Origin of the sequence: Albibacterium profundi, from assembly GCF_042159835.1 — a bacterium.
GTDB classification, from domain to species: domain Bacteria; phylum Bacteroidota; class Bacteroidia; order Sphingobacteriales; family Sphingobacteriaceae; genus Albibacterium; species Albibacterium profundi.
This window is the reverse complement of record NZ_JBBVGT010000002.1, coordinates 613,010-637,941: the sequence shown is the minus strand read 5'-3', so window position 1 is coordinate 637,941 and position 24,932 is coordinate 613,010. Positions and strand designations below refer to the sequence as shown.

At 41.2% G+C, this 24,932-nt stretch carries 24 protein-coding genes; 9 read left to right on the top strand and 15 right to left on the bottom strand.

Features of this window, described 5'->3' with window-relative positions:
• Nucleotides 1-61: 61 nt before the first annotated feature.
• Complete coding sequence (locus WKR92_RS04195) at nucleotides 62-877, top strand: patatin-like phospholipase family protein (protein WP_375556578.1); 816 nt, start codon at nucleotides 62-64, stop codon at nucleotides 875-877.
• Here WKR92_RS04195 and WKR92_RS04190 read toward each other — a convergent pair.
• The 5 genes from WKR92_RS04190 to WKR92_RS04170 form a co-directional block, all read right to left on the bottom strand.
• Nucleotides 843-1,742, bottom strand: coding sequence for an ROK family protein (locus tag WKR92_RS04190; protein WP_375556577.1), 900 nt, complete (start codon nucleotides 1,740-1,742; stop codon nucleotides 843-845). The two genes, WKR92_RS04195 and WKR92_RS04190, sit on opposite strands and share 35 nt — an antisense overlap.
• A gap of 68 nt (nucleotides 1,743-1,810) precedes the next feature.
• Nucleotides 1,811-2,815, bottom strand: a complete 1,005-nt coding sequence (locus WKR92_RS04185; protein ID WP_375556576.1) for a LacI family DNA-binding transcriptional regulator — start codon at nucleotides 2,813-2,815, stop codon at nucleotides 1,811-1,813.
• Between the two features lie 26 nt (nucleotides 2,816-2,841).
• Complete coding sequence (gene fucP / locus WKR92_RS04180; RefSeq protein WP_375556575.1) at nucleotides 2,842-4,065, bottom strand: L-fucose:H+ symporter permease; 1,224 nt, start codon at nucleotides 4,063-4,065, stop codon at nucleotides 2,842-2,844.
• An 80-nt stretch (nucleotides 4,066-4,145) separates the two neighbouring features.
• The gene (locus WKR92_RS04175; RefSeq protein WP_375556574.1) at nucleotides 4,146-5,486 is read right to left on the bottom strand and encodes a GH1 family beta-glucosidase; all 1,341 of its coding nucleotides are present in this window, start codon (nucleotides 5,484-5,486) and stop codon (nucleotides 4,146-4,148) included.
• Between the two features lie 2 nt (nucleotides 5,487-5,488).
• Entirely contained in the window at nucleotides 5,489-6,508 is a 1,020-nt protein-coding gene (locus WKR92_RS04170; RefSeq protein WP_375556573.1) for a glycosyltransferase family protein, read from the bottom strand.
• 385 nt (nucleotides 6,509-6,893) lie between these two features.
• Between WKR92_RS04170 and WKR92_RS04165 the strand changes: the two genes are divergently transcribed.
• From WKR92_RS04165 to WKR92_RS04145, 5 genes are all read left to right on the top strand, one after another.
• Nucleotides 6,894-8,264, top strand: a complete 1,371-nt coding sequence (locus tag WKR92_RS04165; RefSeq protein WP_375556572.1) for an ammonium transporter — start codon at nucleotides 6,894-6,896, stop codon at nucleotides 8,262-8,264.
• A gap of 79 nt (nucleotides 8,265-8,343) precedes the next feature.
• On the top strand, nucleotides 8,344-8,907 hold the full coding sequence (locus tag WKR92_RS04160) for a helix-turn-helix domain-containing protein (RefSeq protein ID WP_375556571.1): 564 nt from the start codon (nucleotides 8,344-8,346) through the stop codon (nucleotides 8,905-8,907).
• A 109-nt stretch (nucleotides 8,908-9,016) separates the two neighbouring features.
• Entirely contained in the window at nucleotides 9,017-11,248 is a 2,232-nt protein-coding gene (locus tag WKR92_RS04155) for a heavy metal translocating P-type ATPase (protein ID WP_375556570.1), read from the top strand.
• Between the two features lie 31 nt (nucleotides 11,249-11,279).
• Entirely contained in the window at nucleotides 11,280-11,501 is a 222-nt protein-coding gene (locus WKR92_RS04150) for a heavy-metal-associated domain-containing protein (RefSeq protein ID WP_375556569.1), read from the top strand.
• A 133-nt stretch (nucleotides 11,502-11,634) separates the two neighbouring features.
• The gene (locus tag WKR92_RS04145) at nucleotides 11,635-12,096 is read left to right on the top strand and encodes an ABC transporter ATPase (protein WP_375556568.1); all 462 of its coding nucleotides are present in this window, start codon (nucleotides 11,635-11,637) and stop codon (nucleotides 12,094-12,096) included.
• 50 nt (nucleotides 12,097-12,146) lie between these two features.
• On the opposite strand, the gene mtgA is transcribed toward WKR92_RS04145, so the two are convergent.
• From mtgA to WKR92_RS04120, 5 genes are all read right to left on the bottom strand, one after another.
• Nucleotides 12,147-12,854 carry a monofunctional biosynthetic peptidoglycan transglycosylase gene (mtgA, locus tag WKR92_RS04140; RefSeq protein WP_375557952.1) on the bottom strand — a complete coding sequence of 236 codons (708 nt, stop codon included), beginning with the start codon at nucleotides 12,852-12,854 and terminating at the stop codon, nucleotides 12,147-12,149.
• Nucleotides 12,855-12,918: 64 nt separating this feature from the next.
• On the bottom strand, nucleotides 12,919-13,362 hold the full coding sequence (gene rplI / locus WKR92_RS04135; protein WP_375556567.1) for a 50S ribosomal protein L9: 444 nt from the start codon (nucleotides 13,360-13,362) through the stop codon (nucleotides 12,919-12,921).
• 16 nt (nucleotides 13,363-13,378) lie between these two features.
• The gene (gene rpsR / locus WKR92_RS04130) at nucleotides 13,379-13,645 is read right to left on the bottom strand and encodes a 30S ribosomal protein S18 (RefSeq protein ID WP_118193140.1); all 267 of its coding nucleotides are present in this window, start codon (nucleotides 13,643-13,645) and stop codon (nucleotides 13,379-13,381) included.
• Nucleotides 13,645-14,007 carry a 30S ribosomal protein S6 gene (rpsF, locus tag WKR92_RS04125; RefSeq protein WP_375556566.1) on the bottom strand — a complete coding sequence of 121 codons (363 nt, stop codon included), beginning with the start codon at nucleotides 14,005-14,007 and terminating at the stop codon, nucleotides 13,645-13,647. Before rpsF ends, rpsR begins: the two co-directional genes overlap by 1 nt.
• 87 nt (nucleotides 14,008-14,094) lie before the next feature.
• Nucleotides 14,095-14,688 carry an OmpA family protein gene (locus tag WKR92_RS04120; RefSeq protein WP_375556565.1) on the bottom strand — a complete coding sequence of 198 codons (594 nt, stop codon included), beginning with the start codon at nucleotides 14,686-14,688 and terminating at the stop codon, nucleotides 14,095-14,097.
• A gap of 113 nt (nucleotides 14,689-14,801) precedes the next feature.
• On the opposite strand from WKR92_RS04120, the gene WKR92_RS04115 reads away from it, so the two are divergent.
• From WKR92_RS04115 to WKR92_RS04105, 3 genes are all read left to right on the top strand, one after another.
• Complete coding sequence (locus WKR92_RS04115; RefSeq protein ID WP_375556564.1) at nucleotides 14,802-16,622, top strand: DNA polymerase III subunit gamma/tau; 1,821 nt, start codon at nucleotides 14,802-14,804, stop codon at nucleotides 16,620-16,622.
• A gap of 75 nt (nucleotides 16,623-16,697) precedes the next feature.
• Entirely contained in the window at nucleotides 16,698-17,594 is an 897-nt protein-coding gene (locus WKR92_RS04110) for an MBL fold metallo-hydrolase (protein WP_375556563.1), read from the top strand.
• A gap of 314 nt (nucleotides 17,595-17,908) precedes the next feature.
• Nucleotides 17,909-19,438, top strand: coding sequence for a TlpA family protein disulfide reductase (locus WKR92_RS04105; protein ID WP_375556562.1), 1,530 nt, complete (start codon nucleotides 17,909-17,911; stop codon nucleotides 19,436-19,438).
• A gap of 337 nt (nucleotides 19,439-19,775) precedes the next feature.
• On the opposite strand, the gene hutG is transcribed toward WKR92_RS04105, so the two are convergent.
• The 5 genes from hutG to lepB form a co-directional block, all read right to left on the bottom strand.
• Nucleotides 19,776-20,741 (bottom strand): formimidoylglutamase, encoded by a 966-nt coding sequence (gene hutG, locus WKR92_RS04100; protein WP_375556561.1) that lies wholly within the window; start codon nucleotides 20,739-20,741, stop codon nucleotides 19,776-19,778.
• Nucleotides 20,738-21,976 (bottom strand): imidazolonepropionase, encoded by a 1,239-nt coding sequence (hutI, locus tag WKR92_RS04095; RefSeq protein WP_375556560.1) that lies wholly within the window; start codon nucleotides 21,974-21,976, stop codon nucleotides 20,738-20,740. The genes hutG and hutI overlap by 4 nt, the downstream gene beginning before the upstream one ends.
• Nucleotides 21,976-23,649 carry a urocanate hydratase gene (hutU, locus tag WKR92_RS04090; protein WP_375556559.1) on the bottom strand — a complete coding sequence of 558 codons (1,674 nt, stop codon included), beginning with the start codon at nucleotides 23,647-23,649 and terminating at the stop codon, nucleotides 21,976-21,978. The genes hutI and hutU overlap by 1 nt, the downstream gene beginning before the upstream one ends.
• 57 nt (nucleotides 23,650-23,706) lie before the next feature.
• On the bottom strand, nucleotides 23,707-24,120 hold the full coding sequence (locus WKR92_RS04085; protein WP_375556558.1) for a hypothetical protein: 414 nt from the start codon (nucleotides 24,118-24,120) through the stop codon (nucleotides 23,707-23,709).
• A gap of 89 nt (nucleotides 24,121-24,209) precedes the next feature.
• Nucleotides 24,210-24,713: a signal peptidase I gene (gene lepB / locus WKR92_RS04080; protein ID WP_375556557.1), complete on the bottom strand. Its 504-nt coding sequence runs from the start codon at nucleotides 24,711-24,713 to the stop codon at nucleotides 24,210-24,212.
• Nucleotides 24,714-24,932: the final 219 nt, after the last annotated feature.

Here is a 24,932-nt window from a genome sequence, read left to right as displayed (position 1 = left end):
TTTAAACTGAGTTTGCGAAATGGGAAAGATAAATCTATCTTTAAGCATACCAACATCATCTATGAAGAAGGCATTTGTATTGTCGGGTGGAGCTGCTCGGGGTTTTGCGCATTTAGGTGTCGCCAAAGCCTTGTATGAGTATGGAATTTATCCATCGGCTATCTCAGGCACGAGTGCAGGAGCTATCGCAGGTGCATTTCTTGCGAATGGTTATACGCCGGATGAGATTATAGAGATGCTAGACGGAAAACTAACCCGAAAAATGCTGACCTGGCATTCTATCAGGCATGGTCTCGTCTCGTTCAAAAAAATCAAAGCCTATCTGGAAGAGAATCTTCGATATAAAACTTTCGAAGAGCTCCCCATTCCGCTATATGTCACAGCGACATCTTATGTGGACGGGAGACAGAAGATATTTAACGAGGGGAATATTTTGGATGCAATAGAAGCTTCTTGCGCTATACCAGCTATATTCCCGTCTGTTGAGATTGATTCAGTCGTCTATGTGGATGGAGGGCTTGCTAATAACTTACCCGTGGAGCCGTTTATTGATCGTAAAAATGAAATAATTGCGGTACATGTTAATCCTATTCGTGATTTAAATCCCAAAAGAGGTCTCTGGGAAACAATAGACCGTTCATTTCACTTAAGCTTCGCCAATACGGTTTATTCGTCGGCACGTGATTGCTTTATGTATATAGAGCCTAAAGAGCTGGTAAACTATTTACTGTTTGACCTAAATAAGTCGCACGAAATCATACAGGCAGGATACGATTATACGAAATTATACCTAGCCGAACGAACACATCTTTTAAAGGGTGAAAGTTCGTTTATAAATAAACTCAAAGCTGGGGTAAAGAATTTCCTGAAAAATTAAGGTTCTTCCATAATCCGGCAGCACCATAAATAGCAGACAGCTCACCCAACTCCGCAATTTTTATAGGGAGTTCAATTTGTTTGTTCGAAAGGTAGGTTTGGGTCGCATCCAAAAATAAATGATTGCTTTTCGCAATGTTGCCACCTAAGATAATGACCTGCGGATTATAGTTGACTTGTTCCATCGCAATCTCAATAAATTGGCCTAAACTGTCTCCAAATTCGATAAATAAATCGCGCGCGGTAGAATCCGTCTCTGCATGTTTGGCAAGCTCTTTAACGCCCGGAAACCGTAGACCGCTGCGTTCAAAATAGCTGTTCAGGAACCAGCGATTGGATATATATTCCTCGGCGATACTGTCTCGAAAGGGTGTGTTCCACAAACTAGCATCTTGGATGTTCATGCCTTTAGCAGAAGCCGAACCTAAGCCCGTGCCAAGGGTTACTCCCAATGCATATTCGAAATCTTTTCCTGCTCCCACAATCATTTCTCCTAACATAAAGCAGCTCGCGTCGTTTTGCATTGCAATATCGCAGCGTTCGATGCCGAGTCGCTCAGCTAATTGTGTCTTTATATTGACATTATAGAGTAAGTCGAATTTATCTTGATTTTTAATAAGACAGACTCCTTCATCATAGTCGAACGGTGCCGGTATGGCGATGCCTAACTGAGTGCCGGAAACGCCTGCCTTAGATTGACTTTCCTGGATGCACTCACACCATTGCCCTATAACTACATCGGCCTGCTCTTTTGAGTTTACCGCCTTGCGGCATAAGGTGTCCGGCACAATCTCCTTTTTTGCAAGGTCGACTTGCGCGCAGCTTATATGTGAACCACCGATGTCTACCCCCGTAACAATGTCCATAGATTATCTACTAGTTTTGTATTTTGTTGCCAAATATAATAAATCGTTTTAGCTTCACCCTGATCTCTTTATTTTTTTGAAGATTCTCGAATCTGCATAACTGTTGAAAGGATCGTTTCTTGAGGCGGACTAGAGGTCTTGCCACTTAGGCGCTTGAGGAGTAACTGGATCGCTTTGGTCGCTATTTCATTAATCGGTTGGTCTATTGACGTAATAGTTGGTGAGTGTAATTCGAATAGGTCATGATGGTCAAATGCAACCACGCCAATGTCTTCTGGTATTTTTAATTCTAGTTTTTGAAGCGCTTTTAATCCGCTTACTACTAGGTAGTTGGTTGCGAAGAGGATAGCGTCAAGTGACTCGTTGTTTTTCAGGAATGCTGTAATTTCTTTTGTAACCTTTTCGTCTTGCTGGCTGTATGCCACCCTATGAATGTACTCCTTCGCCCCAGCCTCCTTAACCGCACGTTGATATCCCTCAAGCCGGCTAATCATTTGCGTCTGATTTGAATCTAATGTCACAAAGCCAATGTTTTTAAATTTTTCGAGCAGATGCTTTGTCCCTTGGTAGGTGCTCTCTTCATTATTGATAATAACGAGGTCAGTTTCGACACTAATTTCACGGTCAAACATTACGACAGGGATATCAGCTTGAATCAGACTTTCTATCTCTTTTTCAATACCGGCAGGGGGACTGATAATGTAGCCGTCAACTTTACGTTCCTTAAAAACATGAAGCAGATCTTTCGTTTTTTCTGGACTGTTATCCGTACTGCAATAAAGGATTCGATAGCCATGATTATATGCTTCCTCTTCAATTTTTCTTGCAACCGTTCCAAAAAATGGGTTGGCAATATTTTCAACCATTAAGCCGATCGTATTGGTTTTGCCTGTACGAAGGCTGCGCGCTATAGAGCTTGGCTTATAGCCTACTTTCTCGACATAATCCTTGACGGTTTTTGTCAGCTTCTTGCTGATTCTTTTTTCTTCAGCCTTATTATTAAGAATAAAAGAAACCGTTGTTGGAGAGATATTCAACTCCTTGGCTATGTCTATAATTGATTTTTTTTTCATTACAAAAAACTTTATCGGATCTCATTTTATCCTTTAACCTTGTAAAATATACTGCCAAACAAGAATATAATTAAATAACAGATAATTGGTAAATAATATGCTTGCGAAATTCCATAATGATCGGCAATAGACCCCATAAAGTAAGGAAAAAATGCGGCTCCAACAACTCCCATCACGATAAACGACGATCCTTGCTGGGTATGCGGGCCAAGGTTTTTTAACCCTAAACTAAAGATAGTTGGGAACATAATACTAAAAAAGAAGTTTAACATTAGTAGAGCAACAAATGATGGCCAACCCCAAGCTCCGCCAATAATTACACACATGACAATATTGGCAAAGGCAAAAATTGACAAGAGTTTGTTGGGTGCTAAGTATTTCATTAAAAATGTGCCTGCGAACCGGCCTATCGTCATAAAGACCATACTGAGTGCGAAATAATAGCCTGCTAGTTCGTCTGAAAAGCCCATAATCTCATGCCCGTAGTTAATAAAGAATGCCCATGTTCCTCCTTGCGCGGCGGCATTAAAAAATTGTGCCGCAATTGCCCACTTAAAATGGCGATGCTGAAATAACTTTTTCTTGGGCGCTATTGGTTTGTCGATCTGTGCCTCATTTTCATCTTCAAAATTCGTGCTTAATGCTGGAATCTTCAAGGTCGAAAATATCAATGCGAATGCGGCAATTACACAACCTATAACTATGTAAAGAGTTTTAACAGAGTCTAGGGTGCCGTCTATGCCGCTACCTCGCAAAATAAAATAGCTTCCTATAACCGGGCCGATAATCGTTCCCAGTCCGTTGAAAGATTGTGCGAAGTTGATCCGCTGATCACTTGTGCGCTGATTCCCGAGTGCTGCTACAAAGGGGTGAGCAACGGTCTCTAAGGTTGCTAGGCCACAGGCGAGGATAAAAAGGGCTATCCTGAAATAGCCGAATGACTCAGCATTTGCTGCAGGCACAAATAGGAATGCTCCAAAAGCATAAAGTGAAAGCCCTAATAATACACCATTCTTGTAGCCAAAGCGCTTCATGAATAATCCTGCTGGTATCCCCATAACGGCATAGGCACCAAAAATGGAAAATTGAACCAATCCGGATTCCGACTTGCTGACCCCGAGAACGTTCTGGAAATGCTTGTTTAGTACATCTCCCATGGTTATAGCAATGCCCCACAACATAAATAAAGCGGTGACGCACAAGAGTGTAATGAGATACTTTTTCTCTGTGAATTTAGGTTTGGTCGTCATGTTGACTTTGATTTTATCTTCAAATAAAACAAAAACAAAACGATTTAGCAATAATTTTAGCTGCTTAAAGTTATATTTTTTTAATAATGTGGCTTTTTTAGGAAATTTTTAAACCATTTGCCGGAATATTTGATGGTTCTTTTCTGTGTTGAATAGTTGATATGAACAAGGCCGAATCTTGGCATAAAGCCTTCTGCCCACTCAAAATTGTCGATGAAGCTCCAAACGAAATAACCGTTCACGTCAACTCCTTCTTTTTTAGCTCTCAGTACCTGCTTCATGTGGCTCTCAAGATAGACCTTTCGCTGATTGTCATAAATTTCACCTTCTTTTTCCAAATCAGGAAATGAAGCACCGTTTTCGGTGATAATTAAGCTTTTTATACCCGGATACTCTGAAACCCGCTTCAAGCAATGATAAATAGATTCCGGGTATACCTCCCAGTTCATGCTGGTTCGGTCGACATTACGTTTGCTAGCAGACACCAGCTTTGCTTTAAGAATTGGGGTCAAATAAGAATGTTTGATGATTTCTCTCGTATAGCATTGAAGACCAATGAAGTCCATGTTAAATCGTAGTTTTTGATCATCGCCTTCCTTCATCCATTTTTCAATGGGTTGTAAACTTGCCAATCCATCTATCGGGTAACCGAGACCAATCAAGGGTTCAATAAATGTCCGATTTAAAAGCGTGTCAATTCTACTTGCTGATTTGATATCTCGAAGTCTTGTGCTGTAGGGCTCGACATGTGTATAGGAGAATGTTGTGCCTATATTCATGTTGTTCCGTTCCGATCGAATAATTCGCCCTCCCTCTGCCTGGCACAAAGCAGCGTGATGAGCAGCCGGGAAAAAATTGGAAAGCTTTCTTCGGCCCGGAGCGTGCACCCCTAGGAAATACCCAGCACCCGTGAACACCATGGGTTCATTGAGAATCATCCAATTTTGAACACGGTCGCCGAAAGTACGTATGCAGAAACTTGCATACTCGCCAAACCAATGAAGAATATCACGGTTAGTCCAACCTCCAAGCTTTTCTAAAGCAAATGGCAAATCCCAGTGATATAAAGTAATCCATGGCTCGATATTGTACTCCAAGCAGTTGTCAATAAGTTTATTGTAAAAGTCCACTCCTTCCTGGTTTACGCTCCCAGTGCCGTTTGGGAAAATACGGCTCCATGAAATCGAAAATCGGAAATTGGGGATACCCATTGCTTTCATCAGCGCTAAATCGCCCTCAAACCGGTTGTAGAAGTCCGCACTTATATTCGCATGATCGTTGTTTAAAATATTGCCTTTTTTCTTTACAAATTGATCCCAAATCGATAATCCTTTTCCTCCATCCTGGTACGCTCCCTCTATTTGATAGGCCGCTGTTGAGACCCACCAGTTAAAATTCTCTCCAAAGTCACTTTTTCTCATATCTATAAAACGATTTGTTCTTGGCTATGTTTAGACAAGATTAAATCAATGATCTCCTCTGTGTCGTCGGGATAGTCTACGGCAATTATTTGCTTCGAATTGACCCATTCTTTAATTTTCGGTAAGCGTTTTTTCTTTAAGTTCTTCAATACGGGTACGCCCATTTGTTTGAGTGCAGCTGCGTTGCAATGTTGTTCAAACTGATTTTTCATCGGAATAACTATTAGCTTCTTCTTCATATATAAAGCTTCGGCAGGCGTTTCGAAACCAGCGCCACAAAGAACACCAGCAGCCCCGGCCATGCTTTGAATAAATCGCTCGTTATTGATCCGGTGGATGAAAATATTGCCAATTTGATAGTCCTTGGCTGTGTGTTTTGAAAAAACCTGCCATCGTGTTTCTGGAATCTCAGAAAGCACACGAATTATTTTTTCATCATCATAGGAGGGAAGATAAACCGTATAATGCCCCTGATTTGTCGGCTTTTGGTCTCGAATCGTTTGTCTAATAACAGGTGTGTATATATTATTGTCGTATCGTTCGAAATGAAATCCAAATTGACTGGTCGTAGGAGCATAGTTCTTCAAAGTTATTTTACCGATCAGGTCTTGTTTTTTGGGTTTCGGTGCTTTATTGGCGACTACAGCTGCTTGGTGACTCAGCGATATGCACGGTTTGTTTTTTAGATAACATGCCCAGGCCGATACGGGTTCGAAATCGTTAATAATAACATCATATTCATCCAATGGAAGTTGTTTAATTTCATTTAACAGGCGACGTATATTTCCTTGCCTATAGGTTTCGACGAGATCCACTCCTCCAGTTTTGCCAAAAATAAAGCTTAAGCCGTTGAACCTGTATTTGACCTCATATGGCAGGTCAACGTCAGCCTGAGTGCCGCTGATAAGTAAGTCTAAATTGCCTTTGGATTGTAATATGGGAACAATATCCCTGGCTCTGCTCAGGTGGCCGTTCCCGGTGCCCTGAATCGCATATAGGATATTCAATTTCTTATTATTCATGATAGGTGATGGCTGACGAGAGGGAAAGAGTAGCAGTCTCCCTCGTCGGCGATAAAAATACTCAGTTCGTATTATGCTGGTATGAGCAGGGTATTAAGATTCTGTTAATGATAATCGCTATTTTACTTACTTGATAATTTATTATTTTTAATAAAAACTGTATAATGCGTGTTAAAAATCGGAATAATATGTTATTTTTATGACCATAATTGATTTTTATCATAAAAAAATGATTCAATATGTTTTTTTTATATATAGTTTGTTGATTTTATGAAAATATATATAATTTTACAGTGCAAAGTGAGTGTATTTTGTCTTTTATGTGATAGTATTAATAGATAGTCCATCTTTATGCCTTTTTTAATGCCTTTTTATTTTAAATTCTATGAAAAAAATAACAATTAAACAGAGTTTTCCGTTTTTGGTGCTTGCCGTGATAGCTATTTCAGCTCTTTTTATCCGCCCTGAATTGAATTTTGATGGTACTAATACCTATAATAGTTCAGACATTGCTTGGGTTCTTATCTCTGCTGCCTTAGTATTCCTCATGACCCCCGGTTTAGCTTTTTTTTACGGTGGAATGGTCAACAGTAAGAACGTGATTTCAACTATGATAAAGAGCTTTGTCTCAGCTGGCGTTGTAAGTATTCTTTGGGTGGTCGTAGGCTTTAGCCTTTGTTTTGGAGATTCATTAGGGGGGGTGATTGGGAATCCAACTTCCTTCTTGTTTCTGCAAAATGTTGTGTCGGGTGAACCTTGGCCAGCAGCACCGACTATACCTTTCTCGCTATTTGCATTCTTTCATTTAATGTTTGCGATTATTACGCCGGGTATTGTTGTTGGTGCGGTCGCCGAGCGGATTAAGTTTACATCCTACATTCTTTTTATCGTGCTTTTCTCGCTTTTTGTTTATGCACCTCTCGCTCACTGGAGCTGGCATCCTGAAGGTTTTCTTGCTCGTTTGGGGGTTCTCGACTTTGCTGGGGGAACGGTCGTTCATATTTCCGCCGGATGTGCGGCACTTGCAGGTGTTTTGGTACTTAAACGACGGAAGGCACATGCAAATCACATTAAAATTCAGCCTGCTAATATAACTTATGTGCTAATTGGTACAGGGCTTCTTTGGTTTGGATGGTTTGGTTTTAACGGAGGATCTGCACTAGCTGCTAACTCGTTGGCAGTTTCTGCCTTTTCAACGACTAATATAGCTGCTGCAGCCGCAGGATTAGCTTGGATGTTTTTTGATGTTCTACGTGGTAAAAAGCCTTCAGTTGTCGGCTTTTGTATCGGAGCTGTAGTGGGATTGGTTGCCATTACTCCATCGGCTGGTTTTGTTGCGATTCCGCAAAGTGTCTTTATTGGTGTTATTGCCGCTATTATTTCGAACCTAGCTATGGAATGGCGATCAAAATCATCCTTAGATGATACGCTGGATGTTATCCCATGTCATGGTGTTGGTGGGATTGTTGGTATGTTTTTTACGGGCGTTTTTGCTTCCACAATCGTGAATCCTGATGCTGCTGATGGATTACTTTTTGGAGAAACCAGTTTCTTCATTGCTCAGGTGGTGGGCATTCTGATTGTCACGAGCTATAGCTTCGCTGTTTCGTATGGTATTTTTAAATTAGTTAACCTCATTGATCCTATTCGAGTAACAGAAGCGGAAGAAGAACAGGGCTTGGATATTACTCAACATAATGAAGAGTTATATGTTTACCGCGTTGCTGACAAGGTTACTTTGCAGGAGACTTATTAACTCGGTGGACCGTTGCATGAGTTGACTATCGAGTAATCTGAATAAATCGTAACTTCGTGTATTCAAATATTTAATTCAGATGAGTAAGCTGTTTGTGAAAAATATGGTCTGCGATCGTTGCATTATGGTTGTGCAAGACCAGCTGGAAAAGCTGGGCATTGAAACCAAAAGCGTCAAATTAGGCGAAGTAGTAACCGCCCAGGAACTTAAGCTAGAGAAGCGCCAACAGCTGGAAGCTTCGTTAGAAGCTCTGGGTTTTCACCTCATCGATAATAAAAAAAGCAGAATAATTGAACAGGTTAAGAATGTTATTATTGATTTGGTTCATTATCAAAACAATGAAGCGAAAATCAACCTTTCAGATATTTTAAGTCAGCACTTGGATCTCGATTATAATTACCTGTCAAATTTGTTTTCAGAAGTAGAGGGTGTAACGATAGAGAAATATTTTATTGCACAGAAAATTGAAAAAGTTAAAGAGCTCTTGGTATACGATGAGTTATCATTAAGCGAAATCGCTTATCGTCTCAATTACTCAAGTGTCGCCTATTTAAGTAACCAATTTAAAAAGGTGACAGGTCTTACCCCCAGTCATTTTAAGCAAATAAAGGAAGATAAACGTAAACCATTAGACAAGGTATAAGTTAATAGGAGCCCGCCGAATATTTAAATCTTACAATTAAATTCCATAGTTCTGTAAGGATTCACAGTCTTTTTATTGCCAACTTTGTTAATAAAACAAAGGAGTAGTAATGGCAACGAATACCATAAGTTCAGAAAACGCATCGATCAAGCAATCCTTTCCGGTGCTGGGGATGACCTGTGCGTCCTGTGCCAGCAGTGCAGAAAGTATTGTGAAGCAAACACCAGGTGTCGTGGGCGCGTCGGTTAACTTCGCAACAGGTAACTTGGCGGTAGAATATCAACCCGAAATAACCGATACAGGAAAGTTGCAACAAGCCTTGCAGTCCGTTGGATACGATCTCTTGCTCGAGGATGAGTCAAAACAACAAGAAACTTTAGAAAGTATACACGCAGATAAATACAAAAAATTAAAAAGGAAAACGATATGGGCGGTTTTGCTGTCGGTTCCTGTGGTCATCATCGGTATGTTCTTTATGAACATATCCTATGCGAATGAAATCATGTGGCTGTTTTCTACACCTGTGGTGTTGTGGTTCGGTAAAGATTTCTTTGTAAATGCATGGAAACAAGCGCAGCACCGGTCGGCTAATATGGACACCCTAGTGGCTCTGAGTACGGGAATTGCTTATGTTTTTAGTGTTTTCAATATGTTTTTCCAGGATTTCTGGGCGCAGAGAGGTCTTGAGGCGCATGTTTATTTTGAGGCGGCAGCGGTTATCGTCGCATTCATACTGTTAGGAAGACTACTCGAGGAAAAGGCAAAGGGGAACACTTCATCTGCTATTAAAAAGCTAATGGGTTTGCAACCTAAAACTGTAACGTTTATCCAAGAAGACGGTTTGGAGGCCCAGAAGAAAATAGAAGATGTGGTAGTTGGGGACTTAATCTTGGTCAAGCCGGGAGAAAAAATTGCCGTAGACGGTATGGTTATCTCCGGAAGCTCATATGTCGACGAGAGCATGTTAAGTGGGGAACCGGTTCCAGGACTTAAAGAGAAGGATGAGAAGGTATTTGCCGGCACGATTAACCAAAAAGGGGGTTTTCGTTTTGAGGCGACTAAAGTGGGCAAAGAAACGATGCTTGCTCAGATTATAAGAATGGTCCAAGACGCCCAGGGAAGTAAGGCGCCGGTTCAAAAGCTGGTCGACAAAATAGCCGGAGTGTTTGTGCCCATTGTTATAGGTATCGCTATCCTGACGTTCGTTTTATGGCTGATCCTTGGTGGGGATAGCGGACTCGTGCATGGATTATTGGCTGCTGTAACTGTATTGGTAATAGCCTGTCCGTGTGCTTTGGGTTTGGCAACGCCAACGGCGATCATGGTCGGTGTAGGTAAGGGTGCAGAAACTGGTATTCTAATCAAGGATGCCGAGAGTCTTGAACTGGGTAAAAAAATAGATGCGATCGTTTTGGATAAAACAGGTACAATTACCGAGGGGAAACCTCAGGTTACGGGGGTCATCTGGCTTAACAACGACGATCGGATTAAGAATATCCTCAAGGGTCTTGAAATGCAATCAGAACACCCTTTAGCCGATGCTGTAGTTAAATATTTTGACGAAAGCGACGCTGTGGAAGTTTCGAAGTTCGAAAGTATAACAGGCAAAGGTGCGAAAGCTGTTTACGATGACGCTGCTTATTTTGTTGGTAACCCAGCTCTCATGAAAGAGCAAAAAATAGAGGTTTCGCAGGATTTGCAACAACAAGCCGATAGGTGGGGAGCTGAATCCAAAACGGTTATATGGTTCGCTGATCAACAACAAGCATTGGCCGTATTAGCTATTTCTGACAAGATCAAAGAAACGTCTGTTTCAGCTATCAAAAAGATGCAGGATATGGACATTGATCTTTATATGCTCACGGGAGATAATACGGCAACGGCAAAAGCCATTGCGGAGCAAACAGGTATTAAGAATTACCGAGCCGAAGTATTACCACAAGATAAGGCAGACTTTATCAAGGATCTGCAAAGCAGAGGAAAAATAGTTGCGATGGTAGGGGACGGTATTAACGACAGCACGGCCTTGGCCACGGCTGACGTAAGTATCGCGATGGGAAAAGGAAGTGATATCGCCATGGATGTGGCCAAGATGACAATCATTTCGTCTGATCTGGGTAAGATACCGCAGGCTATCAAATTATCTAAACAAACGGTAGCAACCGTTAAACAAAACCTTTTTTGGGCGTTTATATATAATCTGATCGGTATCCCGATAGCGGCAGGTATTCTCTATCCCATCAATGGCTTTTTACTGAACCCAATGATAGCCGGAGCTGCGATGGCTTTGAGTAGTGTAAGTGTTGTAAGCAATAGTTTACGATTAAAATGGAAGAAATAATAATGATCGTTAACATATAATATATAAAAACATGAAAACTAATAATTTTAAATTGAAAACAACCTTGAATTGCAGTGGTTGTGTATCTAAAGTCCAAGGAGATTTGGATAAATTGGTAGGCGCCGAAGAATGGAATGTTGATACCAACTCGCGTGATAAAGTCCTAACAGTCCATGCAGATGGTATTACCGAAGAGGAAGTAATTGCAGTTGTTAAAAGCAAAGGCTTTGACGCTGAACCGCTTTCTATCTAGTGTTTCACTGTCAAGGTGAAAAGAATAATGTGACATTGAAACTACCAGCATTCGACTAGTTCTTCTTAGATTTGATTGAGCGACTTGTCAGTTCGCATGATTAGTAACACACCTTAAGATAAAATCGTAGAGAATGGAACGTATTTGGATATATCAATCGAATAAGGAGCTCGCGGAACAAGAGCTTACTATCGCAGAAAATAAACTTCGGGAGTTCACGGAGCAGTGGAAAGCACATGGCAAGGAGTTGGCTGCAAGAGCTGAAGTTCGATACAATCGCTTTGTTATTTTATTTTTAAACGAGAGCTTGGAAGCTGCTTCCGGTTGCTCAATCGATTCATCCGTTCGCTTTTTGAAAGCAATCGAAAAAGAACTTAACATCGATTTATTCGATCGGATGCAAACAGCCTATTTTGACGGCGAAACGGTCAAAACAGCATCACGCACTGAGCTGGAAAGTCTATTAGCTAATGGTCAAATCAATGAGGATACACTCGTTTTTGATAATACTGTCCAGAATAGCAAGGAATTAGCTGAACGATGGATCGTCCCGATAAAAGAAAGCTGGCATAGTAAGGTATTTAATTTAGTTTAGTCCGACCTATAAGGGTGGGGCTTTCTAAAGGTACATGAGACGAGCAGATACTAAGGAATTTCGCTATGCGGCATATAGCGTACAATCCGATAAGCCCGATTGCTTATATAGTTCGTGGGCTTTGCTGGCGACCAGCGTAAGGGGTTTGGAAGTACGGCGGCAATTAGTGCGGCTTGACGCTTTGTAAGGCTTTGTGCAGATTTATTAAAGTAGTATTGGGTTGCAGATTCGGCACCATAAAGATTTGGACCCATTTCAATCACGTTTAGATAGACCTCTAGAATTCGTTCCTTACTCCAGAAAGCTTCAATTAATATCGTGAACCAAGCTTCCAAACCTTTTCGTATCCAGGATCGTTGTGGCCATAAGAAAACATTCTTTGCTGTTTGCTGACTAATCGTACTGCCTCCACGGAGTGTTCCGCCTTCTTTGTTTTTTTGTATAGCTTCCTTGATCGCTTTCTTGTCAAAACCCCGATGTTGCATAAAGTGCGCATCCTCGCTGGCAATAACCGCTCGTTTTAAATTTTCAGACAAATCTTCATAATTTACCCATTTTCTGGGTGCCGGTTGTTTTTCGTTTTGAATATCCTGAGAATTCCGTTGGATCATCAAAATTGTAATCGGTGGGTTGACAAAACGATAAAGGATCACCCAGCCGGCGCTGATAACAATAAAGTAAAAAACGACCCTCAACAGGATAGTAAAAATCCGCTTTTTATTTTTCGGTTTCTTCTTTATGGAACGTTGTTTTGCCATCATGTATTCTGACAAAAAAAGGCTATCCTGTTATGGATAGCCTTCTTTGTTTTAGTACTGTAATTTATTCAGCGATTACCTCAAAAGGAACTTGAACTTTAACTTCTTTATGAAGGTTCAGGTTAGCAATGTATTCACCAATAACCTTTGGTTCTTCTTCGAAAGTAATGCGACGACGGTCAACTTCATAGCCTTGCTTTTTAAGGGCATCAGCAATCTGGATAGTATTAACTGATCCGAAGATTTTGCCGCTCTCTCCAGCTTTCGCTCCGATGGTTAATTTTACAGATTCAAGCTTGCCGGCTAAAACCTCTGCGTCTTGTTTGATTTTATCTTGTTTGAATTGCGCTTGTCTGATATTTTCTGCTAAAACTTTTTTTGCAGAAGGAGTAGCCAATTCAGCAAATCCTTGGGGAATTAAGTAGTTACGACCGTATCCTGGTTTTACATCTACGATATCGTCCTTCTCGCCAAGTTTCTTAATATCTTGTTTTAAAATAATTTCCATGTTTCTTTACCTCCGTTTATTTTAATGAATCTGCAACATAAGGTAATAGACCAATGTGGCGTGCACGCTTAACAGCTTGTGCTACCTTGCGTTGAAATTTCAATGAAGTTCCAGTTAAACGTCTTGGTAAAAGCTTACCTTGGTCATTAACGAATTTCAATAAAAAGTTCGCGTCTTTATAGTCAATGTATTTAATGCCATTTTTCTTAAAACGGCAATATTTCTTACGGTTATCATCCACCTTGGGAGCAGTAACATACTGAATTTTTTGTTCTCTTGCCATTATTTTGCAGCCTCCTCAGTTTTAGGTTTTTTGTTAAAAGCACCGCTACGTTTTTTCTCGTTGTAAGCGATTGCATGTTTGTCCAAAGCAATTGTTAGGAAACGCATAATGCGCTCATCACGCTTATACTGAAGTTCCAGTTTGCTAATTAAATCACCTGGAGCCTTAAATTCAGTTAGGTGGAAGAATCCGGTTGATTTTTTCTCAATCGGATACGCTAATTTTCTCAAACCCCAATTATCTTCGTGGATAATTTCGGCTCCGTTCTCAGTCAAGAAAGTGCTAAATTTAGTAATAGTTTCTTTAGCTACTTCTTCTGACAACAACGGGGTTAGAATGATTACGGTTTCGTACTGTTGCATTTTTACGTATAAATTAATAATTTATGTTCCCACTAAAGCGGGATGCAAAAGTACAATGAAATATTTAAAATTACAATAGCTAACTGATTATTGCGATGCTAGTTGTGATTTCCGGAATGTAATTTCTGTGCGACTGTTTAACTCACTAGCCTCTGGATTAGGGGAACCATCTTTCAGCTCATAGGCAATCATCGGATATTGAGAGCCGACTCCTTGTGTAGTAACATTCACCTCGTCCTTAAGTCCCTTTTCTTTCAACCATTGGGCTATTTTAATCGCACGTTCAGCAGATAAAGATTTATTTGTCGCCGGATCACCCTCGCGTCCTGTATTTCCAGATATCAATACCTTCCCGAAGCCACGCTCGTTAATCACGTTGAGTGTTTCTTGGAGAGTCGCTTCATATCCGTCTTTAAACTCTGCACTGCCGTCTTCAAAGACGTCCGCATTTGGGAGAACAAGTTTCATTTGAGAACTGGTTTCGGTATATGTTAATGCACTTTGCGATAGGTCTACTTCCGGTTGCGAAGAAAGATCCCTCGAGGCAGGTGGGTTATCAGAATAAGCAATGGAATCAGTCATTGAAGCGTCGGTATCAGCCGAGCGGTCGTTACTGTTCTGATTGCAAGCAATCATGCAAAAACTAGCTAAGGATAATAAAGAAATTGTCAAGGTTTTCATAACAGTTGTTTTAATGTATAGTCTACTCTAAGTTAAACTCTGAAAGAGCTTTTTTGTTTACAAATTCAATAATAGCTATTTAATTTAAATTTTTATGCTGTATCTTCGTGCTAATGGATAATTTTATTGTTTCAGCACGAAAATACCGACCAGCCACCTTTGACACAGTTGTCGGACAGCAGCACATAACCGGGACATTAAGAAATGCTATCAAAAACAATCAACTGGCACAAGCATTTTTATTTTGTGGACCTCGGGGTGTGGGCAAAACCACCTGTGCTCGTATCCTAGCGAAAACAATTAATTGCCAAAACCTTACTTCTGAAATTGAAGCTTGTGGTACATGCGAAAGTTGCATGGCATTTCAGAATGGGGCCTCTTTCAATGTTCATGAACTTGATGCAGCATCGAACAACTCGGTCGAGGATATCCGTAATCTGATCGAACAGGTTCGGATTCCACCTCAAACAGGTGCTTATAAAATATACATCATTGATGAGGTTCACATGTTGTCTGCGCAGGCTTTTAACGCATTTTTGAAAACTTTAGAAGAGCCGCCATCTTATGCCAAGTTTATATTGGCGACTACAGAGAAACATAAGATTTTGCCAACCATCTTATCGCGTTGCCAAATTTTCGACTTTAACAGGATTAAAGTTGAAGACATCGCCGAGCATCTTGAAACAATCGCTAAAAAGGAAGATGTTCATTATGATTTGGACGGGTTACACCTAATCGCTCAAAAGGCGGACGGCGGTCTACGTGATGCTTTATCGATGTTCGATCAGCTCGTGAGCTTTTCGAATAAAAACCTGAATTATCAAGCTGTTATTGATAATCTGAATGTTTTAGATTACGATTACTATTTTAAACTTATGCAGGCTATTCTTGATGAGGATAGTTCCAAGTGTCTGCTGCTTTTTAACGAAGTACTATCAAAAGGTTTTGACGGCAGTCATTTTGTTTCCGGATTGGCGAGCCATTTCCGAAACCTATTGGTTGCAAAGGATATGGAGACAGTGAAGTTACTCGAGGTGAGTCAGACGATTAAAGATCGTTACTTGAGCCAAGCTGAAAAGGTGGGTCAAGGCTTACTTCTATCTGCCCTTAACATCGCTAACCAATGTGAAATCAATTACAAGAACAGCAGAAATCAGCGCTTACAGGTGGAATTGGCCTTGCTCAAAATGTGCCATATCAGTTCAGCTGTGCAACTGAGTAGACAGTCAGTAGTAAGTAAAGAAAACGGCGAAGCCGCTAAAAAAAAAACTTCCATAACCAAGTCGCCTGAACAAGATAAAGCGAAGGAAAGTGATGTGCCGACGGTTACATCGCCGCATGCATCTCAATCAAAAGACCGTGTCTCGCCAGAAAATAGTGCGTTGCCTGCAAGTTCTGCCCTTTCAGCGGAAGCAGAGCGTCCAGTTGCGAAGCCCAAACTCGTCATTCCCAAATTGGCGGATATTAATTTGACGACTAATATCCCGAATCTCAACACAGTCTTTGATGAGAAAGCGGATGATGGGTCACCGAACAAGGATCCTCAATACATTCAAGGAGAAGGAGAAGAGCCGTTCGACCAGGAGAAATTCCTTCAGTTGTGGAAAAAATTTGCTTTAGTGGCGAAAGAAGAAGGAAAAATAAGCCTTTTTACTTTGATGACCGCCAACGTTCCGATGCTAAAGGAAAATTATAAGGTTGACGTTATTGTGGAAAATCAAATTCAACAGCAGCTTCTATTTGAATCGAAGATCGATATTCTTAATTTCATTCGTCAGGGTCTTAATAATTTTAAAGTCGATCTCATCCCCGTACTCCAAAAATCAACTACGGTCAGAAAGCCAGTGACTGATACCGAAAAGTACCAGGCTATGGTTGCCAAGAATCCGATGCTCGATCAACTTCGGAAAGATTTTAATTTGGGTTTCGATTAAACAGTGCTTAAAGCAGAAATTTTGAAACAAATGAAGCTGGTTTTTGTTTTGCGATAAACCGATTATTTCAATATCATGAAAAGACGTAAATTTATTAGAAATGCAAGCTTGGCGGCAGCGGTCCTGTCGCTCAATAAACAAGATGCATTGGCAGCTCTTATAAATACCCAAGAATATAATTTTTTAACATTACGAGACAGTATCGGTATATTTACTGAAGCGGGTGGCACCATTGGTTGGTTAAATTCTGATGAAGGGTATCTGGTGGTAGATGCACAGTTCCCCCATTCGGCATCGCACTTAATCGGAGAGTTGAAAAAATTAGGCTCTAAGCCTTTTAACTATTTAATCAATACACATCATCATGGAGATCATACGGCCGGTAATATTGCTTTTAAAGGACTTATCGGTAAGGTTGTCGCCCATAACAATTCGCTAATTAATCAGAAAGCAGTTGCCAAACGGTCAGATAAAGAGAGCGAACAACTCTATCCTGATACCGTTTTTACAGAAAGCTGGGAACTAAAAACCGGTAAGGAGTCGGTTAAAGCTCATTATTTTGGTCCCGGACATACGAACGGTGATGCTATCATCCATTTCCAAAACGCAAATATCGTGCATATGGGGGATTTGGTCTTTAATAGACGCTATCCTTTTATCGACAAGTCTGCTGGTGCCGACATTGGCAATTGGATTCAAGTTTTACAAAAGGCGATGGACACTTTCGATAGGGACACGCTTTTTATTTTCGGACACAGCCTTGATCCAGAGAAGATCATTGGCAGTCAAGCTGATATCAAAGCATTTCAAAACTACCTTAGCGCGCTACTAGACCACGTCGGCGGCCAGATCAAGTCCGGTCGAAACCTCGAGGAGATCCTGAAAACCGAGAGTATACCGGGTGTTCCAGAATGGCAGGGTGACGGAATCGAACGAAGTTTAAATGCTGCGTACCAAGAATTAAACCAATAAAAAATACTAACATAAACCAGGTTCTCATCGATGGTCAAAAACTCCTCGAGAGACCGTTGCACCCTTTCCCTCGAGGAAAGACTCACTTTGTTCTTAAGGAGGAAAAATTGGTCGTTTTGGTGAGAAAGCGACTAATTTAACTAACTTAAACTTTATTAAATAAAAAAATCTCATTCAAAACCTTAAATCTCAAGGAGCTAGAACAGCTATCCCGAAAAGAGTTGAAAGAGGTGTGTTGATACCATAGTTTACCTAATCATATTATTTCGGCAGATTTTTTTTAAAAATTTGCCGGGATTCAAATCAAAATAACCATGAATAAAATAAAACAAATTTTTGTATGTAGTCTTTTTTTCTTTTTGTCATGTAACCTGGCAACAGAAATAAATACAGATACAATAACGATAGTTGCCGGTACTTCTAAAATAACAGGAAGAATCATCACTCCTGATGATCAAAATAAGGATAGTATTATGGTAACTATTACTGTCCTACATCCAATTTCAGGAGAAAATATTAGACATGAAGTTCTCGCTGACCAATCGGGCAAATTCTCTGTGGACATCGATGTGGAAACCGACATTTCTTATATCGGTTTGTATACCAGTGTAAATCTATCTAAGACTCTTATAGTAAAAACAATAAATGGGGGTCTTACCAACATCGATATAGCCTATAACTCAAACCGCGATTTCGAAAATATTGAGGTTAGGCCTGACATGAATGAATATGATATGACACGGAGAATGGAGGTGTTAAGCAAAATGATTGATTATAGACCAGATACATCAGGTTGGGTATATCCACGACTCTTTGATAAAAGTATAGATGAGTTCTTGGATTTTGCTAACAGTAACGTGTCTAAACGAATGGCGCTATTCGTAGATAATGATCATGAATTCTCCAAGGAGTTTAAAGAGTCTATAGCTAAAGATTATCGTTTATTTCTATATACGGGACATGTCTTTGATTACGAAAGACAGATGAAAAGTAATTATCGTAATGCAACTCGGGATACAATCGGGAAGCCTGAAATCCAAAAGATCGACCGATCCTATTTTCGTTTTTTGAAAGACTTCAATCTCAACGATCCACAATACCTCCACACGTTCACGTTTCCTGAATTTCAAGACTCTATTCTAAAAAATGAAGTATTGGGGCTCCCTGTGATCGGGGAAAGCGATATCCCCTCTTGGTTGGCAAGCGTGAAAGGTATTTTAGCTGATTTGGTCGGATTCGATGAAGGGCCATATTATGATATACTGGCGGCTAATGCCTATGGTCGGCAGTTCAACGAACAGGTAGAACCCCTAACTGAAAAGCAAAAAGAGAATATAACTAGTTATTGGAAAGATGGAGAAATCGCTAAAATACTGGCTCGGAAAAACGAACAAGTAATTGAACTGGACAAAGTAAAATCACCTGTTGTCGTAAATGATATCTCGAATGTTCCAGAAGATAAAGTCATGGAAACCATTGTTTCCAAATATAAGGACAAGGCTGTGTTTATTGACCTTTGGGCGACATGGTGTGCCCCATGTCTGGAAGCAATCAAACAATTCAGAGTTACAAAGGGCGATTTTCGGGATAAGGATGTTGTATTTGTATATATTACCAACGGGTCTTCACCCCCAAAGCTATGGGAAGAAAAAATAAAAGGAATTGGTAGCGAACATTATTACCTGACAGACGATCAGTGGACTTACATGATGGAATATTTTGAGTTTGAGTATATTCCTTCCTATCTGTTGTATAATAAACAAGGCGTGCTCATTGATAAATTTTCAGGCTTTCCCGGAAATGACGCAGTAAAGGAGATGATTGACGGGCAGTTAAATGAGTAAATCAGGTAAAGCAATCCCCTTGTTCGAGATTTTTACATCGTGCACCAATAGAGGCCGTGCGGTGGACCCGCTGGAACGGCAGTTTGACTACGTGCATAGCGGGATCACCGCCCGACCACAGCGGAGACATGTCGAACAAGTCCTATACAAGGTCTATCTCAGCTTGGGATATGAACTGCATAAATTCGACTAGAATTGGTTCACATCATAATGAATTCATGATGGATTCCATCCGCATTTTATCCACATTTTAAGGCTAAAATGCGGATTTGATGGGTGTGGATTCATCCCTGATTTTACCCTGAAATAAACCATGGTATTAAGAATAGAACTATGACTATAAAAGATTGAGCATGTCGAAAACTAAGCGTGCAGCTAACTTTGAAGTGCGATTGTCTAAATCAAAATTTGGGTTTACCTCGGCTATATCAATTGATATCACTTTGCCGGTGCTGAATACATCTTTTAAGCAACTATCAAATACAAAGTCGGGAGTCAGTCCTTTGGGGTTTGATGCACTAACCCCTGGAGCGTAGGCAGATGAAAAAGCATCCATATCAATCGTGATGTAGAGTTTGTCAATACCGTCACAGAAATTGGCTACTTTTTGCCTGATATAATCCATTTGAAGATGGTTGAATTCAGTATCAAAAATATAAGACACGTTTAGTTGGTCTGCGGTCTCAAATAACTCATGTGTGTTGCCTGCTTTCTGTATCCCGATAGCGAGGTAATCTAAATTCTTATCGCCTGATTCTTCGACAATCTGCCAAAAACCCGTACCCGAGTTCACGCCCTTGCTATCAGGTTTTCGCAAGTCGAAATGGGCGTCAAAACTAATGATGCCCACTTTTTCTGATGGGAATGATTTTTTGATGCCAGAATAATGTCCGAAGACGATTTCATGTCCGCCGCCCAAGAGCAGTGGTGTATAGCCATGTTTTAACAGTTTATCAACAGCGAGAGCCAATTGTTTTTGGGCTTTTTCTAAGTTTTCATCATAACATAGAACATCACCCGCATCGTATAGTGTAATTCCTTCAATATTAGGTAGGCTACTGCAAAGTCGTCGGATTCGTTCTGGCGCTTTGGCAGCGCCGATGCGACCCATATTTCTTTTAACACCCTCATCACTCGCAAATCCTATGAATGCGATATTCTTTGCCCCGCTTGATTGCGGTAGACGTCTGATGTCAACTGGTTCAATGCTCTGGTGCCAGCGTAATTGATTTTCATCAAACCCATCGATGCGGGCAAACCAAGTGCCTTCATTCGCCGGGGTATAAAAATTGGAGTCTATCATAATTGTATTCCTTTTTTCCAAATATTAAGTGGTTTCAATTGTCCTTGATGATAAAGAATCTCCCGGTAATCGGAGCAGGGGTAGGACTGGAAGTCAGCCATCTGCTTTTTTTCTATCCGACCTCGATCATCGAGGTTTAGCGCATGCGCTGCACGGAACGTCAACCCAGCCAATGTCTCGGCGACCGTCAATTTCTCGAAAGTCCCTAAGATGCTGGCTTGAATCAACAAGGAGCCCATTGGCGCAGACCCAGGGTTCCAATCGCTTGCAATAACCACACATGCACCAGCATCTAAGAGCCTTCTTGCTGGCCCGAAATTCATTCCTAAACCGATTGATGCTCCTGGAAGCACGACCGCCGTAGTGTTTGAACTAGCTAAAAGCTTTATTTCCTTTTCAGTTGACGCTTCCAGATGGTCGGCAGACAAAGCATTGTGTTTGACAGCCAATGCTGATCCCCCTGTGCTGAACTGATCTGCATGCACGGTAAAGTCAAACCCCAAAGAACCCGCTTCACTTAGAAAATAATCAGCATGGACCAGATCGAATGCTGAGTCTTCTACAAAGATGTCCATCCGTTTACTTAAATTCTTTTCTTGGATTAGCGGTAGTAGTTTCTTTATCAAATAGTTAATATACTCCTTTTGTCCGCCATCAAAGTCTTTCGGCTTCATATGTGCAGCCAAACAGGTACTAATGAGGTCCGCTTTGGTCAGTTGGTTGGCGGCGTCAATTGCATTTAGTATTTTTATTTCATCGTCAACATTCAAACCATAGCCACTTTTAACTTCTATGGTAGTTACACCTTCGTTGATATGCTTCGCCGCACGTGTTAACGTATGAGTTGTCAAATCCTGTTCAGTCGCCGCTCGGGTTTGGGTAACGGTATCCCAGATGCCTCCGCCTGCCCTCGCAATGTCCAGATAAGTTTTTCCAGCCACTCGCATCGCGTAATCCTTTGCACGACTGCCCCCAAAAGCAATATGTGTGTGACAGTCGACAAAGCCGGGTAACAGAACTGAAGGTTGTTCTATCTCTTCGAGTGTGGCGGATGAATGTTTTTTTCGGACTGCGTGGAATGATCCCACATCCTTAATTTCGCCGGAGCGACCAACGGCTACCGCTCCATCGTTGATAATCTCCAATTGTTCGTCAGCAATCGCTCCCTTCAAAGGAAGTTTAGCCATGGTGATAATCTGGCTGAAAGGGCCAATGATCTTTGTTCCTGATACCATTACCAAACCTTTAGATTGAATTTGTCGGCCCATTTATCCGCCTGGTCATAGCCTGCATCGGTATGACGGAACACACCCATTGCCGGGTCGTTATACAACACCCTTTCCAGGCATTTTTCCGCACGGTCCGTTCCGTCAGCAAGCACGACCATCCCAGCGTGCTGAGAATAACCGATACCGACTCCGCCGCCGTGATGAAAAGATATCCAGGTAGCTCCGCCGACAGCATTACTCATTAGGTTCAACAGAGGCCAGTCAGATACTGCATCCGAACCATCTAACATTCCCTCCGTCTCCCGATTGGGGGAAGCGACCGAGCCACAATCCAGATGGTCGCGACCGATTACGATGGGTGCTTTCACTTTGCCGGATCTTACTAAATCGTTGAATATCTTTCCTGCCCTCTCTCGCTCGCCCATTCCTAACCAGCAGATACGACAGGGGAGACCCTGAAAGGCTACTTTCTCTTGTGCCATTTTTAGCCAATTGATGAGCGCTTTATTTTCAGGAAAAGCTTCCATCAGTGCCCGGTCGGTTACATAAATATCTTCAGGGTCTCCGGACAAGGCAGCCCATCTAAAAGGCCCTTTGCCTTCACAAAAAAGGGGTCGTAAGTAGGCCGGTGTAAAACCGGGAAAGTCGAATGCATTTTCAGTACCCCCTTGCAGTGCGAATTCCCGTATATTATTTCCATAGTCAAACGTAACTGCGCCTTTCTGTTGTAGTTTTAACATTAAGTCAACATGTCTAGCCATGCTTTGTATGCTTTTTTCTTGATAAGATTTTGGGTCTTGTTTCCTAAGTTGTCCGGCTTCTTGCAGGTTCATGCCATGCGGCACATAGCCATTGAGTGGGTCATGGGCGGATGTCTGATCGGTGAGTATGTCTGGAATTAAGTTGTCAGCCAACAATTTTTCGAGTAAATCACCCGCATCGCTAACGATGCCCACTGACAAAGGTTTTTGTTCAGACATTGCTTCTTTAACCCATTGAATAGCTTCGTCATAAGATTCGGTCATTCGATCGATATACTTTGTCTCTAAGCGTTTTTTTATTCGTTCCGGATCAACATCGGCACCAAGAAAAACAGCCCCCGCCATGGTAGCAGCCAAAGGCTGAGCACCACCCATCCCGCCTAACCCGGCTGTAACAATCAGCTTTCCAGTCAAATCACCGTTAAATTCTTTTTGTGCACAAGCCATAAAAGTCTCGTAAGTGCCTTGTAAAATCCCCTGCGTACCAATGTAAATCCAACTTCCGGCAGTCATTTGTCCATACATCATTAAACCCTTGCTCCGAAGCTCATTGAAGTGATCCCATGTAGCCCAGTGGGGTACGAGGTTGCTATTAGCAATCAAAACCCTCGGTGCGGCGGGGTGAGAACGGACAATGCCCACCGGTTTTCCCGATTGGACCAATAAAGAGTGATGATCGTCAAGCTCTAATAAGATTTCAATAATTTTTTGTAACGACTCACGATTTCTGGCTGCTTGTCCGATTCCGCCATAGACTACTAACTCGTCGGGGTTCTCGGCGACTTCTCCATCTAGATTGTTTAATAACATCCTTAATGGAGCTTCAGTCTGCCAGCTTTTGGCATGCAGCTTAGTTCCGGTGGGAGATTTATAATGAGGGTGCTTAGCGTATTGGTTTAAAAAATCGGAAACATTCATAATGTTACTTGATGGTTTGTCCGAAATTTATAGAAATTAACCAATATCGCAAAACAATTATTCCGGTTCTTCGTCCGTATTGCGTTTTGGATAGCCCTCTTCATCCAAGTCAGTCCGCTTGTCCTCAGGTGTTTCTGCTAGTTTTTCGTCCATCGCATCTAATTCAACAATTTTTCCTTTGTCGACCCGCATACCGAGTTCCTCTATTTCCTCCTCTTCATTGAAATCTTCGTATTCATCACCCACATTTAGATTGGCCTCATCCCAATCCGAGTCCATATCTTCTCCATCCTCAGCAGCTGTATCATAGGGATTTTCATGTACATAGTCGTCTTCATCGTCTCCCTGTACATCAAGTTCGAAGCTGTCCTCTTCGTTATTATATTTCAAATCCTGAGCCGCCTCTTCTTTGCCTTCGTTGAATTTGTTCTCGTTGGGCAGGTTGTCGTATTTATCTTTTTGCTTAGCCATAAATCCTCCTTTTTTAGAACAACGTCGGGTATAGAAAAATTGTTTTTTCACGTGCCTGCCTGCAGTCGGATTTATTTCAGCAATAAATTTTATTCTTTTAACTCGACCGTTCCAATAATATCTTCTTTTTTAATAAAGCCGAAATAGCGAGAATCATATGAATTTGATCTATTATCACCCATTAAGAAATATTGTTCTGAATCGGCCGGTACGACGATGGGCCCTAGATTATTGGCCGTCCAATCATCCTGTTCGCTTGCGCCAAAGATTTCCATCGCGTCGTCTTCCGAGTTATTTGTATCAGAAGTCGAAAAACCATAGGGATCTTTTTCGGAATTTACTTGCAGTATACCATCGATAACTCGTATGGTATCTCCAGGAATGCCGACTACACGAAATATCCATATATTGTCGTCTTCGGGTGCATTAAATGCGACGATATCGTCTCTGGTTATTTCTGTGTTATTAATGATTGTCATTGCTTGTCCCTTCCTAATAGTCGGTTCCATACTTGTCGTTGCCATGTTGTAGGTCTTTGTGCAACCAAAGATGAGGAGAGTACAAATGGCAGCGAGTTTAATTAGTTTGTTCATGATTTCTGACGCTGTAAAGGGTTTAACTGGTTAAATGATAAAGGTAGTATAATCATTCGATTGTCACAATAAAAATTTGACAACTAGTGATATACACTGTGTTTCATGGAATGTCCTTAATCAAAGTGTTTTACAAAGCCTTTTATCTCCATTCCAGATGCAAAAAAATCGAATCAAAATCGTATATTTGGAACTTTTCGAATAAGTCAATAATTTTTA

Bases quoted from the DNA above. Each gene is read 5' to 3' on its own strand.
- WKR92_RS04195 (WP_375556578.1), top strand. From the start codon at position 62: ATGAAGAAGGCATTTGTATTGTCGGGTGGAGCTGCTCGGGGTTTTGCG.
- rpsF (WP_375556566.1), bottom strand. From the start codon at position 14,007: ATGCAACAGTACGAAACCGTAATCATTCTAACCCCGTTGTTGTCAGAA.
- mtgA (WP_375557952.1), bottom strand. From the start codon at position 12,854: ATGGCAAAACAACGTTCCATAAAGAAGAAACCGAAAAATAAAAAGCGG.
- WKR92_RS04175 (WP_375556574.1), bottom strand. From the start codon at position 5,486: ATGAGAAAAAGTGACTTTGGAGAGAATTTTAACTGGTGGGTCTCAACA.
- WKR92_RS04165 (WP_375556572.1), top strand. From the start codon at position 6,894: ATGAAAAAAATAACAATTAAACAGAGTTTTCCGTTTTTGGTGCTTGCC.
- WKR92_RS04190 (WP_375556577.1), bottom strand. From the start codon at position 1,742: ATGGACATTGTTACGGGGGTAGACATCGGTGGTTCACATATAAGCTGC.
- fucP (WP_375556575.1), bottom strand. From the start codon at position 4,065: ATGACGACCAAACCTAAATTCACAGAGAAAAAGTATCTCATTACACTC.
- WKR92_RS04110 (WP_375556563.1), top strand. From the start codon at position 16,698: ATGAAAAGACGTAAATTTATTAGAAATGCAAGCTTGGCGGCAGCGGTC.
- WKR92_RS04155 (WP_375556570.1), top strand. From the start codon at position 9,017: ATGGCAACGAATACCATAAGTTCAGAAAACGCATCGATCAAGCAATCC.
- hutG (WP_375556561.1), bottom strand. From the start codon at position 20,741: ATGATAGACTCCAATTTTTATACCCCGGCGAATGAAGGCACTTGGTTT.
- hutI (WP_375556560.1), bottom strand. From the start codon at position 21,976: ATGGTATCAGGAACAAAGATCATTGGCCCTTTCAGCCAGATTATCACC.
- WKR92_RS04145 (WP_375556568.1), top strand. From the start codon at position 11,635: ATGGAACGTATTTGGATATATCAATCGAATAAGGAGCTCGCGGAACAA.
- lepB (WP_375556557.1), bottom strand. From the start codon at position 24,713: ATGAACAAACTAATTAAACTCGCTGCCATTTGTACTCTCCTCATCTTT.
- WKR92_RS04150 (WP_375556569.1), top strand. From the start codon at position 11,280: ATGAAAACTAATAATTTTAAATTGAAAACAACCTTGAATTGCAGTGGT.
- hutU (WP_375556559.1), bottom strand. From the start codon at position 23,649: ATGAATGTTTCCGATTTTTTAAACCAATACGCTAAGCACCCTCATTAT.
- WKR92_RS04085 (WP_375556558.1), bottom strand. From the start codon at position 24,120: ATGGCTAAGCAAAAAGATAAATACGACAACCTGCCCAACGAGAACAAA.
- WKR92_RS04160 (WP_375556571.1), top strand. From the start codon at position 8,344: ATGAGTAAGCTGTTTGTGAAAAATATGGTCTGCGATCGTTGCATTATG.
- rpsR (WP_118193140.1), bottom strand. From the start codon at position 13,645: ATGGCAAGAGAACAAAAAATTCAGTATGTTACTGCTCCCAAGGTGGAT.
- WKR92_RS04185 (WP_375556576.1), bottom strand. From the start codon at position 2,815: ATGAAAAAAAAATCAATTATAGACATAGCCAAGGAGTTGAATATCTCT.
- WKR92_RS04170 (WP_375556573.1), bottom strand. From the start codon at position 6,508: ATGAATAATAAGAAATTGAATATCCTATATGCGATTCAGGGCACCGGG.
- WKR92_RS04120 (WP_375556565.1), bottom strand. From the start codon at position 14,688: ATGAAAACCTTGACAATTTCTTTATTATCCTTAGCTAGTTTTTGCATG.
- WKR92_RS04105 (WP_375556562.1), top strand. From the start codon at position 17,909: ATGAATAAAATAAAACAAATTTTTGTATGTAGTCTTTTTTTCTTTTTG.
- rplI (WP_375556567.1), bottom strand. From the start codon at position 13,362: ATGGAAATTATTTTAAAACAAGATATTAAGAAACTTGGCGAGAAGGAC.
- WKR92_RS04115 (WP_375556564.1), top strand. From the start codon at position 14,802: ATGGATAATTTTATTGTTTCAGCACGAAAATACCGACCAGCCACCTTT.